General features: G+C 39.4%; 18 protein-coding genes and 1 other RNA gene. 2 read left to right on the plus strand and 17 right to left on the minus strand.

Annotated features, from left to right (window positions below):
- From HMPREF2979_RS06005 to HMPREF2979_RS06020, 4 genes are all read right to left on the minus strand, one after another.
- Positions 1-1167, minus strand: a complete 1167-nt coding sequence (locus tag HMPREF2979_RS06005; protein ID WP_070655701.1) for a THUMP domain-containing class I SAM-dependent RNA methyltransferase — start codon at positions 1165-1167, stop codon at positions 1-3.
- Positions 1168-1312: 145 nt separating this feature from the next.
- An RNA gene (gene rnpB, locus HMPREF2979_RS06010) (RNase P RNA component class B) lies at positions 1313-1680 on the minus strand.
- Positions 1681-1694: 14 nt separating this feature from the next.
- On the minus strand, positions 1695-2027 hold the full coding sequence (gpsB, locus tag HMPREF2979_RS06015) for a cell division regulator GpsB (RefSeq protein WP_002883687.1): 333 nt from the start codon (positions 2025-2027) through the stop codon (positions 1695-1697).
- 108 nt (positions 2028-2135) lie between these two features.
- Complete coding sequence (locus tag HMPREF2979_RS06020) at positions 2136-2651, minus strand: SLOG family protein (protein WP_070655651.1); 516 nt, start codon at positions 2649-2651, stop codon at positions 2136-2138.
- A 76-nt stretch (positions 2652-2727) separates the two neighbouring features.
- On the opposite strand from HMPREF2979_RS06020, the gene recU reads away from it, so the two are divergent.
- Together recU and pbp1a are read left to right on the plus strand one after the other, a co-directional pair.
- Positions 2728-3324 (plus strand): Holliday junction resolvase RecU, encoded by a 597-nt coding sequence (gene recU / locus HMPREF2979_RS06025; protein ID WP_002886506.1) that lies wholly within the window; start codon positions 2728-2730, stop codon positions 3322-3324.
- Positions 3324-5615: a penicillin-binding protein PBP1A gene (gene pbp1a, locus HMPREF2979_RS06030; protein ID WP_070655653.1), complete on the plus strand. Its 2292-nt coding sequence runs from the start codon at positions 3324-3326 to the stop codon at positions 5613-5615. Before recU ends, pbp1a begins: the two co-directional genes overlap by 1 nt.
- Positions 5616-5722: 107 nt before the next feature.
- On the opposite strand, the gene pepC is transcribed toward pbp1a, so the two are convergent.
- From pepC to HMPREF2979_RS06095, 13 genes are all read right to left on the minus strand, one after another.
- Positions 5723-7060: an aminopeptidase C gene (gene pepC / locus HMPREF2979_RS06035; protein WP_070655655.1), complete on the minus strand. Its 1338-nt coding sequence runs from the start codon at positions 7058-7060 to the stop codon at positions 5723-5725.
- 101 nt (positions 7061-7161) lie between these two features.
- Positions 7162-7602 (minus strand): DUF805 domain-containing protein, encoded by a 441-nt coding sequence (locus HMPREF2979_RS06040; protein WP_070655656.1) that lies wholly within the window; start codon positions 7600-7602, stop codon positions 7162-7164.
- 15 nt (positions 7603-7617) lie between these two features.
- On the minus strand, positions 7618-8439 hold the full coding sequence (gene nadE, locus HMPREF2979_RS06045) for an ammonia-dependent NAD(+) synthetase (RefSeq protein ID WP_070655658.1): 822 nt from the start codon (positions 8437-8439) through the stop codon (positions 7618-7620).
- Between the two features lie 11 nt (positions 8440-8450).
- On the minus strand, positions 8451-9905 hold the full coding sequence (locus HMPREF2979_RS06050) for a nicotinate phosphoribosyltransferase (RefSeq protein WP_037597395.1): 1455 nt from the start codon (positions 9903-9905) through the stop codon (positions 8451-8453).
- Positions 9906-10089: 184 nt separating this feature from the next.
- The gene (locus tag HMPREF2979_RS06055; protein WP_083312372.1) at positions 10090-11391 is read right to left on the minus strand and encodes an ABC transporter permease; all 1302 of its coding nucleotides are present in this window, start codon (positions 11389-11391) and stop codon (positions 10090-10092) included.
- Complete coding sequence (locus HMPREF2979_RS06060; protein ID WP_070655660.1) at positions 11360-12043, minus strand: ABC transporter ATP-binding protein; 684 nt, start codon at positions 12041-12043, stop codon at positions 11360-11362. Before HMPREF2979_RS06060 ends, HMPREF2979_RS06055 begins: the two co-directional genes overlap by 32 nt.
- 211 nt (positions 12044-12254) lie before the next feature.
- Positions 12255-12965, minus strand: a complete 711-nt coding sequence (locus HMPREF2979_RS06065) for a MerR family transcriptional regulator (protein ID WP_070655662.1) — start codon at positions 12963-12965, stop codon at positions 12255-12257.
- 91 nt (positions 12966-13056) lie between these two features.
- On the minus strand, positions 13057-13482 hold the full coding sequence (locus tag HMPREF2979_RS06070; RefSeq protein ID WP_070655664.1) for a DUF3021 domain-containing protein: 426 nt from the start codon (positions 13480-13482) through the stop codon (positions 13057-13059).
- Between the two features lie 9 nt (positions 13483-13491).
- The gene (locus tag HMPREF2979_RS06075) at positions 13492-13947 is read right to left on the minus strand and encodes a LytTR family DNA-binding domain-containing protein (protein WP_002886486.1); all 456 of its coding nucleotides are present in this window, start codon (positions 13945-13947) and stop codon (positions 13492-13494) included.
- Positions 13948-13965: 18 nt separating this feature from the next.
- Positions 13966-14808, minus strand: a complete 843-nt coding sequence (locus HMPREF2979_RS06080; protein ID WP_070655666.1) for an ABC transporter permease — start codon at positions 14806-14808, stop codon at positions 13966-13968.
- Positions 14808-15674, minus strand: a complete 867-nt coding sequence (locus HMPREF2979_RS06085; protein ID WP_070655668.1) for an ABC transporter ATP-binding protein — start codon at positions 15672-15674, stop codon at positions 14808-14810. Before HMPREF2979_RS06085 ends, HMPREF2979_RS06080 begins: the two co-directional genes overlap by 1 nt.
- A 231-nt stretch (positions 15675-15905) precedes the next feature.
- A complete protein-coding gene (locus HMPREF2979_RS10320) occupies positions 15906-17171 on the minus strand; it encodes an acyl-CoA thioesterase/BAAT N-terminal domain-containing protein (protein ID WP_070655670.1) in 1266 nt (421 codons plus the stop codon).
- Between the two features lie 56 nt (positions 17172-17227).
- Positions 17228-17683, minus strand: a complete 456-nt coding sequence (locus tag HMPREF2979_RS06095; protein WP_070655672.1) for a MarR family winged helix-turn-helix transcriptional regulator — start codon at positions 17681-17683, stop codon at positions 17228-17230.
- Between the last annotated feature and the right edge of the window lie 134 nt (positions 17684-17817).

Below are 17817 nucleotides of genomic sequence, written 5' to 3' on the forward strand. Positions count from 1 at the left end.
TTAATTTACCTTTCTAGCCTCAGAACGGCGAACACGCTCACCAAAATATTGATACAAATCAACACGGAGGGTCCCGTTATAAAGCTTACGTTTTTTATCGGCTTTCATACCGTATTTGCTTTCAAATTGTTCATCGCTGGTCAAGATAAACTTGCTCCAAGTTTTAAGTGGCGCAAAAGTTTGACCCATTTCATTATACAAGATATCCACAGCCTTGTCATCCAACAAACGCTCACCATAAGGAGGGTTTGAAATAATGACACCATTGATTTTATCTGTTTTCAGGTCCTGTAAACGCATTTGTTTCAATTTAATAACATCTTCAAGACCTGCCTCACGAGCATTGGCTTTTGCAATCTCAACCATACGGCCATCAATATCACAACCCATAATGTCTAACTCAACATCATAGTTTGCCTTGCTATCTGCTTCATCACGTACCAACTGTACTAAATCTTTATCCACCCAATTCCATGCTTCAAAGGCAAAATCACGATTAAATCCTGGCGCAATGTTCATACCAATCATTGCAGCCTCAATACAGAAGGTCCCTGAACCACAAGTCGGGTCAATCAACGGTTTATCCGGATACCAATTACTAAGTTCAAGGATAGCAGCCGCCATATTTTCCTTAATAGGTGCCCCACCTTTATCCGTACGGTAGCCACGCTTAAAGAGACTAGCACCAGTGGTATCAATCAAAACCGTAGCCTTATCCTTTAAAATAGAGACTTCAATCTTAAATTCTGCACCTGTTTCTTGAAGAGGCACTCCTTCTGGACGGTGGAAATACTTCTGCAATTTCTTAACGACAGCTTTTTTGGAAATCGCCTGAACAGATGGCTCATTATGAAGCTTTGATTTCACACATTTAGCTTTAGAAATTGGGAACTTTGCACCTAGCGGAAGATAATTTTCCCAGTCTAAGGCAAAAACTCCCTGAAAGAGTTCCTCAAAGGTACGTGCTGGAAATTCTCCCACTACAATCTTGATACGGTCTGCTGCTCTCAACCAAAGGTTAGTTTCAGCTATTGCACGAACATCGCCTTGGAAACGCACCTTACCATTTTCAACCTGAGTGTCATAACCTAACTCACGCAATTCACGTCCAACCACAGCCTCAAGACCTGCTGCAGCAGTTGCTACTAATGTAAATGTTTCTTTCATTTTCATCCTTTTATCTCATTGTTACGAGTACAAACGTTCTTAACCTATGGCCTATTACTCAACGTCCCTTTATATAGTTAAAAAAGAGAGAATTCTTGCTAAAAGAAGGCTGAGACATGTGTCCCAGCCTCACCTATATGCAATTTTCTATAAGCCATGTTTTGTTCCAGAAGTGACTAGGTACCACTTCCTTCGATAATCATCTGTCTACTGCAAAGCAGTCAGGATGGTCCGTTCGTTTCCAGCCATCCCATGCCCCTACCAAAGTTTGGGTTGCTAGCTTGAGGGGTTTACCGCGTTCCACTTTTTAGGTTTCCCTAAAAACTCCGTCACTGTGGCACTTTCAGAGCTACTAAAACCTATCCGAAGACTTAGCCAGTTCACTCGCCGTAACTTGAAAATCAAGTCCCTAGGCTTATTAATTCACCTAGCACAAACACTACTGGCATCACAGCCAGTGCTAGCATGGACTTTCCTCATGGAAGACTAGCAACCATGCGATTATCCAAAAATTGCACAAACCAGTTTTATTCGACGATTTGTTTTCCAAAGACCTCTTTTTCCAAACGACTGATACGTTTTAAGATATCATAGTTTGAAGCCGAAGCAACATTGGCATTCGCACGTGATGGCTCACTTGTCGCGCTTGCGTATGCTGGGCGACTTGCAGGAGCTGAAGAAGTTTTAGCCTTAAGTTTTGCATTTTCTTCTTGCAATTCCTTAACTAGAGCAATATAGACACCGTAATCTTTGATTACATCATCTAAAAACTCATCAACTTCTTTTTTATCGTATCCACGCATGCTTGTTTTAAATTCTTGTTCGTAGATTTTCTTGGGCGTTAAATTAATCTTAGCCATTTTTATTCTCCAATACTTGTCTTATCTAACTTACTAATACTTTACTGTCTAATATTTTTATGATACAGAAAAAAAGATAAAAATGCAAGTTTAAAACTCAATTATATCCTATTCCGACATGACCTCATTGAGGTCATCAAAAGTCAGTCGAGATACGGGATAATCCCTTGCTTCTATCATCATACCGTAAAAATATTTCAGATTTGTTTCATTTTCAGGTTCATAAAATAAATAAGCCTGATCTGTATTCTCAATGAGAAACTGATTAAATTGTTTAAACTGTGCTGGAGATTGGTAAGCGGGGAAGCTATACTTGACAAAATCAACCTGCTTAAAGGCTGCTAGTTTTGTCTGATTCGCTTCATTCCAATTCTGACCATGCGTTTCAAAAGGAAAGAGTGTCGCTAACTTCAAAGGATAGTCTTTCTGAAGTTCTTTGGCCACCTCTAGTGCCCAAAATTCAAAACCGAGGTTGCCGGTAAAAATCATCCAATCCACACCGTCATCCAAGAAACGCTTAAAATCACGTTTGATTGCTTTCTTGATAATGGTTACTTTAGGGTCCTTGTCTTTAAAAATACCAAGTTCAAAGCTCTTATAACCAGTTACCAGTAGTGATGTCATTTATTGTTTTCCTCGTTCATTTTATGGTATAATAAAATAGTCTTTATGCATATCTTATAAAGAAGAAGGGAAAGAAATGGTAAACTATCCCCATCAGATATCTCGTAAGATAGCACAAGTACGTCCTAAAAAATCAAATAGAGTTGACTTTGCCAATCGGGGGATGAGCTTTGAATCTGCTATTAACGCGACTAATGATTACTATTTGTCGCGTGGTTTAGCCGTTATTCATAAAAAACCCACTCCTGTTCAAATTGTCAAAGTCGATTATCCCAAACGCTCACGAGCAAAGATTGTAGAAGCTTACTTTAGACAAGCCTCTACTACCGACTACTCTGGTGTTTACAAAGGATACTACATTGATTTTGAAGCCAAAGAGACACGACAAAAGACATCCATGCCTATGAAAAACTTTCATGCGCATCAAATTGAGCACATGTCTCAGGTCATCAGTCAAGATGGGATCTGCTTCGTGCTACTTCACTTCTCGACGCTTAAGGAAACCTACCTTCTGCCTGCCAAAGACTTAATCGCTTTTTATCAAATTGATAAAGGGACGAAATCAATGCCTCTTGATTATATCAAAAAAAGAGGCTATGCAATTGCAGAAGCAGCTTATCCTCAAGTTCCTTATTTAGAAATCATTGAAAAATTATTAGGTGGTAACACATAATGGCTAAATTTAATTTCAGCAACTTTAAAGAATCACTTAACGGTTTGACTAAACGTGCTAAAAACATCAAGGTCAAGCGTTCAGATTCTTCTCGCTATAGCAAAGGAAAACGCTCTGCCGCTTCAGACCAAAGTTTGGGCTGGCGTATTGCAAAATACGGATTTATTGGACTGCTCACTTTCTTTGTAGTCTGTGTCATCGCTGGTGGTAGCCTCTTTGCCTACTATGTTAGCAGTGTCCCTAAACTTACCGAGAACAAACTGCAATCAACAAACTCAAGTAAGATTTACGACGCTAACGGTAGTCTTATTGCCGACTTGGGAGCTGAGAAGCGTGAGAGTGCATCAACAGATGAAATTCCAACAACTCTAGTTAATGCCATCACCTCTATCGAGGATAAACGTTTCTTCACACACCGTGGGATTGACGTCTACCGTATCATGGGGGCAGCTGTTAACAACCTTCGTCGTAGCAGCACCCAAGGGGGGTCTACACTCGACCAACAGTTGATTAAGTTGGCTTACTTCTCAACTAACACTTCTGACCAAACCCTTAAACGTAAGTCGCAAGAAATCTGGTTGTCACTCCAAATGGAGCGTCAATTTACTAAACAAGAAATCTTGACCTTCTATATTAATAAGGTTTATATGGGTAATGGTTACTACGGTATGAAGACTGCAGCTAAATCTTACTTTGGTAAGGACTTGAGCGACCTCTCTGTTGCCCAAGCAGCTCTTCTTGCTGGTATTCCACAAGCACCAACACAATATGACCCTTATGCTAATCCAGATGCTGCCAAAGAGCGTCGTAATACTGTTCTTAGTGAAATGTATGAAGACAAAAACATTTCCAAAGAAGAGTACGAGCAAGCTAAAGCAACTGATGTATCAGATGGCCTTCTTCCACTTACGAAGAAAGCTAGCTATGAGCCATACTTAGATAACTACATTAAACAAGTTATTGAACAAGTATCTACTGATGCCAATGCTGATATCTACTCAGCAGGTCTCGACGTCTACACTAACCTTAATCCAGATATTCAAAAATATATCTGGAACGTCTATAATACTAACGACTATGTATACTATCCAAACGATAGTCTCCAAGTTGCTTCTACTATTATTGATGTTACTAATGGTCGTGTCGTTGCCCAATTGGGATCACGTCACCAAGACGAAAACGTTGCACTTGGTACCAACCAAGCTGTTCAAACAGACCGTGACTGGGGTTCTACAATGAAACCAATCACTGACTATGCTCCTGCTATTGAAAAAGGTGTTTATACAAACACTGGTACGACTGTTTACGATAATCCTTACAATTTCCCAGGTTCTTCAACACCAGTTTACAACTGGGACCGTAAGTATTACGGAAGCATTTCATTGACTTATGCGCTTCAACAATCACGTAACGTTACAGCCGTTAAAGCTCTTCAAGCTGCTGGTTTGGAATATGCTCAATCCTTCTTGAAAGATTTGGGTATCGAGTATCCAGAAATGTACTACTCAAATGCCATCTCATCTTCAACATCATCATCAGATTCTAAGTATGGTGCATCAAGTGAGAAGATGGCAGCAGCTTATGCAGCCTTTGCAAATGGTGGTACTTACTATAAACCTTCTTACATTAAATCAATCAAGTTTGAAGACGGTTCAACTAAATCATTTGATTCTAAAGGTGTCGAAGCTATGTCACCACAAACAGCCTACATGATGTCAAGTATGTTGAAACAAGTATTGACAGGTGGTACAGCAACTGAAGCTTATGTTCCTGGTACAATCAATGCTGGTAAGACTGGTACATCTAACTACGGTGACGATGAGTACTATAAAGTACAAAAAGAAAGTGGTGTCTATGCTGACCTTATGGTTCCGGATGAAACTTTCGTTGGTTACAATACTAAGTATGCAATGGCGATTTGGACAGGTTACAAGAACCGTAAAACACCACTTTATGGTTCAGACCTTGATATCGCTAAACAAATCTATGGTGTAACAAGTAGCTACCTTAACCAGATGTATGGTGCGGGTTCTGAAGATTTCGATATGCCTAGCGGTGTTTATAATAATGGTAGCTATGTCTTCCTTACTGGTTCTTCAACATCAAATGTTTACACAGGATCACTTGGAACATCTAGCTCATCATCAAGTTTAGACTCAAGCCAAAGCAGTGACTCATCAAGTTCACAAGATAGTCAACAGTACGGTCCTGATGCTTCAACAAATCCATCGACATCGGCCTCTAATGGCTCTGAACATTCAAATTCAAACACTGCTACAGCAGAAGAATAAGAAATAAAAAGGGTTATCCGAATGGATAACTCTTTTTTTTACCGATAAATTTTAAAGAAGTTATGAAAAACCACTGGCATCATTTTCCAGTGGTTTCATATATTATCTTATTTTGAAGCAAGGGCTCCCATTGGATCCCAAGGAGCAAGTACTTGTGGCTCTGCTTCATAGGCTGCTAATTCTTCAGCTGTGAGGAAGTCTTTACGAACAACGATTTGATAAGTGTATTCATCCATCCAGGCATCAGAAGCGACAAAGTAACCTTTTTGTCCGACCTTGTCTCCCCAAGAGTTTTCAACCTTCCATTTATCAGGTTTGCCATCGGTATCCAAATCAACCCCAGTCAAAACCATGGCGTGAGTCATGAGAGATTCACTGTAGTCCAAACGTCCTGCCTTGTCTTGAGTCAAGTTAATATCCATGCTAGCTGTAAAATCGTAAACATTAGTTGCAAGAATACCTTTTTGGCGGTCTGAAACTTGACCAACATCTGAACCAAACCAAACAGTCTCTCCAGCCTTCATCTGTGCAATGGCAAGCTCTTTGAAACGATCCATTGGGAGGTTAATATAACGCACACTTGGCGCACCTACAACATTACCCAACATCTCAACAGTATAAGATTTTCCGTAAGGTTTATCAGCTGTTGGAGCGTTGATAACTGACACATAATCACTGAGTTTAAGACCCACATATTTTTCAAAGAAAGCTTGTGGTGTGATATTTTTCTCAGATTGGTAGTTGTCATCTTTATCTCGGTAGGCAAAATCAAACTGACGTGGTGGTAAGCCAAGAGTCATGGCAAGATAGTTGAAGATTTCTTGAAGAAGCTCTTCCTTCTTAGCTTGAACAGCAGCTTGATCAGCACCACCAGCAATCAAATCACGCAAGATTTGAGCATCTTGACGAAGAAGCTTATTGAGGTATTGATTAAGCTCACGACTATTGCTTGAAGCTACAGATTCTGGATAAACTGATTTTGGCACAACACCATATTTTTCAAAAAGTGATACGACCATATCCCATTGTCCACCATCTTGTTGTGGGGTATCCAAAAGGAATTTAACCTTACGACTGCCAATCTCTTGATCTGCCGTAGCAATGATTTGCTCCAAGAACCAGTTTGATTTTTCATACTTGTCCCAGAAGAAGGTGTGGGCTTGAGAAAGCTCAAAACTTTCCAATTTAAAGTCTGTGATTAATTTATGACGGAAAGTATTTAGTGCCGCAAACATCCAGCAACGTCCTGAAGCTTTTTGGTTAGACACCTCATCTTTAGTCAAATCGATTGAGAAAACATGGTCATTTTCAACTTCTGATTGACGTGTTTCGATGGATTTGAGCAAGCCATTGTGAGTTACAGCATTTTCGATAGCACTGTATTTGGCATTGGCCTCATAGTCTGCAAATAGTTTATCTGTGAAATCTGTTGATAGTGAAGTCATAAGATTCCTCCTTTTAAGCCTTATTCCTCTCTATTTTATCACTAATTTCTGAAAATTCAATTTAAAAATAACCCTAGGTTTGACCTAGAGTTACGACAATCTTATTCAACTTTATCAAACTGCGTTTCAGGTGCTGGTTTCGTTGGTTGACACGACATGATAAGGAGGACAATGCTTCCAATCAATGAGAAGAAAGCCAAGTTTCGTACCAGATCCAAACAACTTAGAAGTCCCCAAGCTGGATGAAAGCCTGCATCTCGTAAACGGCGAAATTGAAGGGATAATCGTGGGATTCGTATAATCCAATCAAAAATCGTTAATGGCCAACTAAACGTTAAAAACATTTTCCGCAGTTCAGCTGAATTATTTAATATAGCTGGGTCATTAGCCGCATCAATGAATAAAGGGACAAAAACAAAAACCACTACAAGAATACCATAAACGATGATATTAGCTAAGAAAAACCACCAATAGTCTGAACGAGTCGAACGGCCTCTAAAGTCAAAGGCACGCTTCCAAAAATCAATATAAGCTTTGATCATAACTCATTTTTCCTCTTATTTCCAAAAATCATCAAAAATAGTGATTGGTAGGTGACGTTTGTGTTGACCTTTACGCCACCAAGACTCAATCGTTTCCTGAGCTTTGGCTGAGACTTCCTTGCCTTCAAGGTAGTCATCAATTTCACGATAGGTCACTCCAAGTGCCACTTCATCAGCGATTCCTGGCTTGTCCTCTTCCAAGTCAGCTGTTGGCACTTTTTCATATAGGGCCTTGTCCGCACCAAGTTCTGCAAGAAGGGCTGCACCTTGACGTTTGTTTAGACGAAAGAGTGGCAAGATATCTGCACCACCATCACCAAATTTTGTGAAGAAGCCTGTAAGGTTTTCAGCGGCGTGGTCGGTCCCGATAACTGCCCCACTATTTTCACCAGCAACCGCATATTGGGTTATCATACGTTGACGGGCCTTGATATTTCCCTTGTTGAAGTCCGAAACGGTGACACCTGCCTTGGCAAGTTCAGCAACCTGACCATCTACAGCTTCTTTGATATTAACAGTAAGACTCACATCTGGCTTGATAAAAGCAAGAGCACGTTGGGCATCATCTTCATCTGCTTGGACACCATATGGTAAACGAATGGCAATAAACTGATAGTCTTTTCCTGTCTCTGCACGGAGCTCTTCAATCGTAAGTTGTGCCAGACGACCAGCCAATGTAGAATCTTGACCTCCTGAAATCCCCAAAACATATGTTTTAAGGAATGGATGTTTAAGCATGTAGGCCTTCAAAAAATCAACGGATTTTCGAATCTCTTCCTTTGGATCAATGCTAGGTTTAACGCCTAGTTGAGCAATAATAGTTTCTTGCAAAGTCATAATTTCTCCTTTTACTCTGACAAGTCATGGGCTTTCTTACGGACATTATCAATCAAGGTCATCTTGTTATCCCAGACATCTTTAGCCAAGTCAACTGGATAATCTTGAGGGTTAAGCACGCGCTTGTACTCATTCCAAAGTTCGTCCAATTCTTTAGTCGCATAAGCCTTGATTTCATCAAGACTTGGTAAGTCATAGATCAGTTGCCCCTTGTCGTAGATTGGGACCAAGAGTGGTACTGCATCAAAATCACGAACAGTCTTATTGATGTAGGTATATGTTGGGTGGAACATATTAATTTCATCTAAAGCATTAACATCCGTATCTGCGAAAGTGATATAGTCACCTTCTGATTTGCCCTTAGCACGACTCGTAATACGCCAAACTTGCTTCTTACCTGGTGTCGAAACCTTCTCAGCATTATTGGACAACTTGATAGTATCATGCATGACTCCCTGATCATCCTCGATTGAAACAATCTTGTAAACAGCACCCAAGGCTGGTTGGTCATAGGCAGTGATAAGCTTAGTACCTACTCCCCAAACATCAATCTTAGCCTTCTGCATCTTCAAGTTAAGGATAGTATTTTCATCAAGGTCGTTTGAAGCGTAAATCTTGGCATCAGGGAAACCAGCTGCATCCAGTTGCTTACGGACCTGCTTCGATAGATAAGCCAAGTCACCTGAATCAAGACGAACACCCAAGAAATTAATCTTATCACCTAGCTCTTTAGCGACACGGATAGCATTAGGTACACCAATCTTAAGGGTGTCATAGGTATCTACAAGGAATACACAGTCCTTATGAGTAGATGCATAGGCTTTAAAAGCGTCATAATCATTGCCATAGGCTTGAACAAGAGCATGGGCATGTGTACCAGAAACTGGGATGCCAAAAATCTTGCCGGCACGTACATTTGACGTTGCATCAGCACCACCAATCACGGCTGCACGCGTTCCCCAGATTGCTGCATCCATCTCTTGTGCACGACGTGTCCCAAATTCCAACAGAGGAGCATCCTCAATGACAGAACGAATACGAGCTGCCTTAGTAGCAATCAGAATCTGGTAATTGAGGATATTTAGCAAGGCAGTCTCTACTAGCTGACACTGAGCCAAGGGACCTTCCACTTGGAAAATCGGTTCATTAGCAAATACCAAATCACCCTCAAGTGCTGAATTGATAGTCAACTCGAGTTTTAGGTTGGCTAGATAGTCCAGAAAATCCTCAGGATAACCTAAATCTTTTAGATAAGCAATATCAGTTTCTGAGAAGGTCAGATTTTCAAGATAGTTGACAATACGCTCCAGACCTGCGAATACAGCAAAGCCATTTTTAAACGGAAGTTGACGGAAATAAACTTCGAAAACGGCCTTTTTATTGTGAATACCTTGGTTAAAGTAAACCTGCATCATATTGATTTGATACAAGTCAGTGTGCAAGGTTAAACTGTCATCTTTATACATGGAATTCCTCCTATCGAATAGGTACTTCTTTTTTTGTTATTAATAGCCTGTATATGCTGACTATTATAGCATTTTTGAGCAATTGTCTCCACTTTTCAGAAAGTTAATTATTGTTTGGATTTTCCGAATTTTCTAATGCTTATTTTGACAAAAAAGAGTAGCCCGAGGAGACTACTCTTTATTTCTATTCATATCTTAGGGACTCGACAGGGTCCATTTTACTGATTTTACGGGCTGGAAGGTAGGCTGACACATAGCCCATCAAGAGTGATAAGCCAAACATGATGAGAATTGAGGTCAGATTTAGGTCAAACACCTTGCTGACACTTGGGTAGAGATGTGAAACAATCATGTTGACCAAGCTTCCAATACCCTGCGATACAAGGAGGGCAAGAGCTAGTGAGATACCCGTAATCCATAGGGCCTCATAAACAAAGATAGCTTTCACGTCACGATTAAGGTAACCGACAGCCTTCATAACACCAATCTCTTTCGAGCGTTGCATGATGTTAATATAGATGATAATTCCAATCATGACAGCTGAAACTAGGATAGCTTGTGACGAAAGGATAATCAAGAGTGCTTGGATCACACGGATGAATTTAATAATGACATCTAGGATGGCCTGCTGTGAAAGAACCAGATACTTCTTGTTTTTCTGTAACTTTTTAGTGACTTCCTTAGTCTTGGCTGGATCCTTGAGCTCCAAAAGCATGTAAGAGACTGTTTTGGTAAAGCCATTTTCTTTGAGCAATTCTTCCAATTGTTTAGCTGGCATATAGCTATTGCTCTCTTCAGCATCCTCGCTGTCATCAACAATACGGACAATCTTAGTCTTGATATCCGCTACTTTAGTTCCCTCAGCAGTATTTTCAACAATCTGAGCTGAAATTTCTTTACCGATAAAGTCTTTAGCCTTGAGCTTCTTCCCTGTTTCTTGGTTGTAGCGTTTGACAAAACTCATCGGAAGGGTTAAGCCCTTTTCATCTTCAGATTTAAAGGGTTTCCCAGCTGAAATTTTATCCTTATCATTGCGAGATGTAGAGATTTTTGTGTTCTTGTAGAGACTGATAACCTGAGAATAGTTAGGAAGGTCCTTGCTGAAATCCATGGTCTTGCCATCAAGGGTAAGACTTGCCATGTTCATTCCAAAGGGACTCTCCAAATACTTAATGTCATCACTCTTAATCTGGCTACGAATAAACTTCTCGTCATCCGCATTTAGAACCCCTCTGGCTGCTGATTTAGCACTAAGACTGATCTGAATTTGGGATGGAATGTTGCCACCATCGGTACTGTCATTAATCATACCAACAATAGCATTTCCCAAACCAAAGGAAATCAAGACACCGATAAAACCAATGGAAGTTGCCGTCGCAATCAAAAGATTACGCCACTTACGTTCCATAAAGTTGTTCAATGACAATTTGAGTTTGTTCTTGAGGGTCAACCCCTTATTTTTCGATTGTTTCAACGACTTCACCATCCTTCATTTTAATGACAACATCCGCATAATCCGCTACTTCAGGGTTATGGGTTACGATAATCACAGTTTTACCTGCCTCGGCTAGCTCTTTAAAAATTTCGAGAACATTTTCCTGAGACTGAGAATCAAGAGAACCTGTCGGTTCATCAGCCACAATCATTTCTGGATTGTTGACCAGGGCACGAGCAATGGCTACACGTTGTTTTTGCCCACCAGAAAGCTGCTTAACATTTTTCGTGATAAAGTCTCCGATTCCAAGACGGCTGAGCTTCCTTTCCGCAATCTCGGCCATCTCTTTATCAGTCATATTTTTAACGTAAAGAGGCATCTTGACATTTTCAAGGACTGATTGATGAGGGATAAGATTGAAATTTTGAAAGACGAAGCCAATGTGAGCCTTTCTAAAATAAGTCAAGTCACGCTCCGAAAAATCTCGCATGTTTTGATTTTTGAAATAAAGATTTCCTTGATACTGACTATCCAAGCCACTAATAATACTAAGCAGACTGGTCTTACCACAGCCAGATGGACCGTAGATAGCAGTGATCTTTCCTGGTGCAATCTCAAGCGTAACATCATTCAAAGCGCGCTCTTGGTTCGTACCGTCGAGATTATAGTACTTTGAGATGTGGTCGATGGTTAAAATGGACATGATTTCCTCCGTAAATTTGATTTAGATTAGAATTTGATTGGTTTATATCTGATTATCTGCAAGAAAATTTCAAGCAAAATAGCAGAAACACTTAACTAATCACCTTCTAAAACGATACATTAATTATAAACATTAAATGATTATAAAAATAGTGACATAAATGTCACTATGGCATGAAAAAAGCCAAAGTCTCTAAGACTTTGGCTTTAATTTATTGACAATAAATACGAATAGCTTTTGCGAGAAAGGCGGCAGTCCCTGCTCCTCCGACTTTATCAATAAAGTTAGAGAAGCGATTATCTGTTTGATACATCTTACCTAAACCAGCTAATACCGTCTGGTCACATGGATAAAAATGCTGACTAATATAATCTTGTAACGCCTTTACTTGCTCCTGAATACTATCATCACCAGGATTATACTCCTTGAGCTGTCCAAAGGTATACATGATTGCGGTCATCTCCTTTGTAACTTCAGGGAAGGACTCCTCTCCCTTAGCCGCAAAAGCTTGATAAGCTTCTGTCTGACCCCATCTAGCCTGAGCTTCTTCCTGAAAGGCTTCTACAGCTTTTTGATCAAATGCTTCAAATGACATTTCTTCTTCCTCCATTTGTAAGGCCTTGGCATGGGCTATGACGGCTTCCAATCGGGACTTTTTCAGCTCCAAGAGCTTAATCTGATCCCTAAGCGCCTGAACTTTGTCATAACCTGGTTGACCTACGATTTCCTTAATTTTTTTGAGAGGAAAGTCTAACTCACGGTAAAGCAATATTTCTTGCAAACGGACAACCGCATCGCGATTATAGTAACGGTAACCATTTTCAGCCACAACTGACGGTTTCAGCAAATCAATTTCGTCATAATAATGAAGGGTGCGCACACTGACACCTGATAGTTGGCTCACTTCTTTTACAGATTTCATTAGAACTCCTCTCTGATTAAGAGTATAGGCTATGACGTGGCGTGAGGGTCAAGAGGAAAAAGAGTATTTTTTTGAAGTTTACTATAATTTATTACTTTTCTTTCTTTTTCTGGCTTCGACGATGCAGTAAAGCTTGATTAATACGCTGTGTTCTCATATGCATTTGCCAAATGAGATATAGCCAGATAATACTATAAACGGAAATGAAAACAATCCAAATAGCAGGGTTCGTTAAAGCCTCATACCAGCCTGATATCAGGCAAGTCACTGTAAGTACAATCGCCGTCAACAAGAAATGCAAGATTACTCTAAGCCTATACGACATGCGGTCAAGCTCTTCCAAAATCCACGAGAGCATTCCCATTAAGCCACTCATCATAAAGAGGGCTAAAATATTTCCTACACTAACTTTAGGATAGATAAGCTGGGGAAATAATTGACCAAGTAAAAGGAGTGCAAGATAAAAGAACGATCCCGTTCTCACGCCGGATACAAAATAAGCAATTAAACGTTTCATTGATTCCTCCTAGACCCCTAAATAATCCATCAAGGATTTGACATATTTTCGGCTGACACTGGACTTCACTCCACCTGTCATTTTAGCCATCATATTGCCAGAAAAACTATCCGATAGGGATTCCAAATGATCTATATTCATAACAGCATGACGTGATATCTGTAAAAAACTTCGACGATTGATGCGATGCTGAAAGTTTGTCAGTGTCTCTCTCATCGTATAGGTATTGTTTACAGTATAAATCGTCAACACATTCTTATCAATCTCAGCTAGGATAATGTCATCAATTTTTACCATAACCAAATGATCATCCGTTTTAATAGGAATCACCACTTGATTTACAACTGAAAATTGTTCGAGATAATCCATTACCTCTCGTGCTTGATCAGACAATCGCTCTGCTTGGATGACCACACAGGGATCCTTTGCCGAAATATCCGATTTTTCTTCAAAACGAAGTTTCATTCCTATTCCAACTCTCACTTATTTTTTCTGACTAGTTCTTTTCACTAAAATAATCCAAAGAATACTTGCTAGAAGAATACCTCCTAACACTATAAGGTAAGTATTTTCCTTTGTCAACAAAGCTTGCCACTTGAGCTGAACGCCCATTTTTTCTCGAAACTCTTGAAGAAGGTTATCTTGACCTTTAAAGGTCTCACTTAATGTTTCTTTCATGAGGACTTGTCGATAAAGTGCAGCAATATAAGTTGCTGGGGTACATTTCATTAGTAGTTGTGCAAAATCAGGTAAAACGCCCAAAGGTACATAAGTTCCTACCAAAAAACCAGAAGCTGTCCCCACTATGGTCGCAAACTTTCCAAGACTGTCTACGGATTGGAAAAAGTAAACAAAAATGGCATTCACTAAGCTAGAAAGCAGGCTACTAAGCATCATAATTAGGAGAAGTTCGGGTAGTATGTATAATTTTGGCACTTCTCTAAAATAGCTACACATCAGCACATACATAAGGACCTGCATGGCAAAAGAAATGATGATTGCACTCGCTAGATACGAAAATGGTAACCGCCATTTCCCATGATTCGATAAATAAAGATCCTGATCTACTTGATGTTCACGGTCCTTTACCAACTGAGTCAGGGCAGCCAGACTCGTCGTTATCCCTGTCACAGCCAGCGTCCCGCTCATCAACCAATTATTTAACAAAGGACCACTATTGGGGAGCTGAGCCCAAGCATCTGTTAGATTTTTTTGAAGAAAAATAATATAGAGAACAAAGGAAATCAAGGCCCCCAACAGAGAGAAGAAAACTCCTGAACGATTCCTGAAGTACAATAGAAAATTTCGCTTTAGTAAGGCTAGCATTAGCGAACCTCCCTTCCTGTAAGTGCAATAAAGGCATCATCCATGGTCCCTGGACGAAACTCAAAATGGGCTATTCTATCTCTAACTTGTGCCAGATAATCAATGGCTTCCCTTTCACTCTCGGGTTGAAAAACATACTCCAATTGACTTTGTTGTTCTACTGACATTCCCGAAGTTTTAAGACTTTCTATCTGCTCTATCTCCTTGAAACGAATTTTCAAGATATTTTTTGCATACCGACTCTTAATATCTAATGCCGATCCCTGAGCAATCACTTTCCCATGGTCCACAATATAAATCAGATCAGCTTCATCCGCTTCGTCAAGATAATGCGTGGTCAGTACAACAGTCATCCCCTCTTCTCTCTGCAATTGATAGAGCAAATCCCAAATAGACTTCCGAGTTTGGATATCCAAACCTGTCGTTGGCTCATCTAAGAACAGAATATCTGGTTGTGAGAGCAAAGCACGTGCAATGTCAACCCGACGCTTTTGGCCACCTGAAAGCGTCCCGTATTTCTGCTTTTGGAAAGCTGATAGACCTAGCCGATCAATAAGATCAGACACACGATTTGGTTTTAGGTCTTTGTACTGTCTAGCACGAATGGTCAGATTTTCCCTAACCGTCAGCATCTCATCTAAAACACTGGTTTGGAAGACCACACCAATTTTAGTCCCTGGTTCATAGATGATTTCACCTTGCGTTGGTTGTTTCAAACCAATCAACATGGAAATTGTCGTTGATTTCCCCGCCCCATTTGGTCCTAGAATCGCATTAAACGTTCCCTTTTCAAACTGTAAGTGAATATTGTTTACGGCTAGATGATTTCCATATCGTTTACTGATGTTTTTAGCTTGTAAAATCATTTTTTCTCTCCTTTTGATAAAACCAGTCTAACAAAAAAGCCGTTTAAAAAACGGCTTTTGGGGATAAGTGGTTAAAATGAGAGTCTAAGTGGAGGGATGGAAGAGATTAACAGTATTTTTCATAAAAATCAATTCCCCCAATAAAAAAAGACAAACTGACTTTCAATTTTAATTGCCGATAAAACAGAACAAAATCTCTCACTATAAGAACCCATCAAAAGGGGGAATGAATTACTTTTTTATATCCTTTCCATAGGATTTGTAGCATCGCTTCTTCAAATGCCTATCAAAAAAATGAATCGTAGCCAACCAAGAATCCTTGCTCTCTTTCATCAGTAAACGCCAATCTTTTCGATAGCGATGATTGGGTTGATAAGCGACTGTCAACATGTGACCTGTTTCATGGTATTTTTTAAATGTAATGTGGTGTCCTTTATAATGTGAAACAATATCATCAATTGCTGACGAGGCATCCCATATTTCATCAACAGTACTTCCGAGCAATAAGATTGGTGAATGCATTTGACCAATATCTATCCTAGCAGAGCAATCTTTAGGGAAGGACTTTTTTAAAAGTTTGCTGAACAGATAATCTCTAAGTCGAAACTTTTGATAAGGAAGTTCTTTTTGCAAATACGTCCAAGAAGAAGTATGAGAGTTCCATTTCCCTTCTATCCCTTCATATACCACATCAGAGGGTGAATTTAGTACCAAACATTGAACGTCATTAAAAATGCTCTCCTCAGCTAAAACTAACTCTGCTCCCTTAGACCGCCCATAGAGTCCAATTCTTTCACTATCTACTTGCGGATGCTGACGTAGATGATCTTTTGCCTCCACAAGGCACTCTAAAGGAATACGTTTCAAATGTTTCGGCAACCCCTCTAAACCAAAGTAGGCAACTGCTAGACAAATATAACCTCTAGAAGATAAAAGCTGCGCTATATTCTGTGACTTTTCAATCCTTCCTTCACTACCGCTCACAATAATCAATGCTGGTGCTTTTATTGCCTTTTTATCATAAAAGAGTCTCCCTTGAAAATGTTTCCCGTAAATATCTTGATGACTAATTTGCGAACTCATGTAATGTCTTGTGAAAGTTCTCTCTGCGACGATAGTATTACCTTGTATAATTTTGATTTCCACAAAAAAGTAATCTAATAAGGGAATTTTAGAAAGAGAGTTTGGAAGTTTCTTTTTCCTATTGGTCAAAGGTTTGGCATTAAAGAATAACCCCATTGTTGCAATGTCTTCATAAGAGCCAGAACAAGATGGAGTTTGTGAAATATCAATAATACCATTCTTATCTGATACAAAAGTCGCTGTTGATTTCCATAAAACATCATGAGCTAAAAGCATGGGAGCATTGATACAATAATAATCGGATAGAAACATTTCGACTCGATAGATTTCTCTTGGTTTTAAGCCATCGATGACAATATTAAAAGATTCGTCTGCTAAATCAGACTCTGAGATCAGTTCAATTTTTATATTCATATCTTCCCCTTTTTGTTAATGTGATTAACAATATAGTTTTTAAATTACCGTGATTTTTACCACGGTAATTCTTGCCATACCTTTTCAACATCATCCATCAGTTTCATAACCATTTGAAGGTCCTCATCACTATAGTTTTTTAAAACTGAAAAAATGGCTGTCTCAATATGTTCTTGCTGCTCTTTATGAATGTTAAAAACGTCAACCCCTTTTTGGGATAATATCAGATATTTATTTTTTTCATTATCCGGTGCAAATTCAAAAGAAACAAGGTCTTTCTTGGTTAAACGTCTAACACTCTGAGTAATGGCACTCCTAGAGACTTCAAGTAACTCAGATAATGTCACTAAATTCACAGGCTGATTCCGACCTATTAGGTCAATCAAATGGACTTCATTAATAGTGATTGATTTATCAATACTGTTCCGATGTTGATCTTTTTTCAACTGTTCAAAGGCTAAAACAAAACTATTAAAACGATTATTAAACTTATGCAGTTCTTTCTTATTCATAGTGTCCCTCTTTTTGTTAACAACATTAACAAAACTACTATTTCCTGTCAAGCTGAACCTAAAAAATCCTCCAGAGCTAGGCTCTGAAGGATTTATTTTTATTGGCTCTATAATTTCTGTAGTGGGTAAAACCA

It is taken from the genome of Streptococcus sp. HMSC078H12, from assembly GCF_001814615.1.
Classification (GTDB): Bacteria; Bacillota; Bacilli; order Lactobacillales; family Streptococcaceae; genus Streptococcus; species Streptococcus salivarius_F.

Excerpts from the sequence above, each read along its gene's own strand:
- HMPREF2979_RS06005 (WP_070655701.1), bottom strand. The coding sequence starts at position 1,167 with ATGAAAGAAACATTTACATTAGTAGCAACTGCTGCAGCAGGTCTTGAG.
- gpsB (WP_002883687.1), bottom strand. The coding sequence starts at position 2,027 with ATGGCTAAGATTAATTTAACGCCCAAGAAAATCTACGAACAAGAATTT.
- HMPREF2979_RS06020 (WP_070655651.1), bottom strand. The coding sequence starts at position 2,651 with ATGACATCACTACTGGTAACTGGTTATAAGAGCTTTGAACTTGGTATT.
- recU (WP_002886506.1), top strand. The coding sequence starts at position 2,728 with ATGGTAAACTATCCCCATCAGATATCTCGTAAGATAGCACAAGTACGT.
- pbp1a (WP_070655653.1), top strand. The coding sequence starts at position 3,324 with ATGGCTAAATTTAATTTCAGCAACTTTAAAGAATCACTTAACGGTTTG.
- pepC (WP_070655655.1), bottom strand. The coding sequence starts at position 7,060 with ATGACTTCACTATCAACAGATTTCACAGATAAACTATTTGCAGACTAT.
- HMPREF2979_RS06040 (WP_070655656.1), bottom strand. The coding sequence starts at position 7,602 with ATGATCAAAGCTTATATTGATTTTTGGAAGCGTGCCTTTGACTTTAGA.
- nadE (WP_070655658.1), bottom strand. The coding sequence starts at position 8,439 with ATGACTTTGCAAGAAACTATTATTGCTCAACTAGGCGTTAAACCTAGC.
- HMPREF2979_RS06050 (WP_037597395.1), bottom strand. The coding sequence starts at position 9,905 with ATGTATAAAGATGACAGTTTAACCTTGCACACTGACTTGTATCAAATC.
- HMPREF2979_RS06055 (WP_083312372.1), bottom strand. The coding sequence starts at position 11,391 with ATGGTGAAGTCGTTGAAACAATCGAAAAATAAGGGGTTGACCCTCAAG.
- HMPREF2979_RS06060 (WP_070655660.1), bottom strand. The coding sequence starts at position 12,043 with ATGTCCATTTTAACCATCGACCACATCTCAAAGTACTATAATCTCGAC.
- HMPREF2979_RS06065 (WP_070655662.1), bottom strand. The coding sequence starts at position 12,965 with ATGAAATCTGTAAAAGAAGTGAGCCAACTATCAGGTGTCAGTGTGCGC.
- HMPREF2979_RS06070 (WP_070655664.1), bottom strand. The coding sequence starts at position 13,482 with ATGAAACGTTTAATTGCTTATTTTGTATCCGGCGTGAGAACGGGATCG.
- HMPREF2979_RS06075 (WP_002886486.1), bottom strand. The coding sequence starts at position 13,947 with ATGAAACTTCGTTTTGAAGAAAAATCGGATATTTCGGCAAAGGATCCC.
- HMPREF2979_RS06080 (WP_070655666.1), bottom strand. The coding sequence starts at position 14,808 with ATGCTAGCCTTACTAAAGCGAAATTTTCTATTGTACTTCAGGAATCGT.
- HMPREF2979_RS06085 (WP_070655668.1), bottom strand. The coding sequence starts at position 15,674 with ATGATTTTACAAGCTAAAAACATCAGTAAACGATATGGAAATCATCTA.
- HMPREF2979_RS10320 (WP_070655670.1), bottom strand. The coding sequence starts at position 17,171 with ATGAATATAAAAATTGAACTGATCTCAGAGTCTGATTTAGCAGACGAA.
- HMPREF2979_RS06095 (WP_070655672.1), bottom strand. The coding sequence starts at position 17,683 with ATGAATAAGAAAGAACTGCATAAGTTTAATAATCGTTTTAATAGTTTT.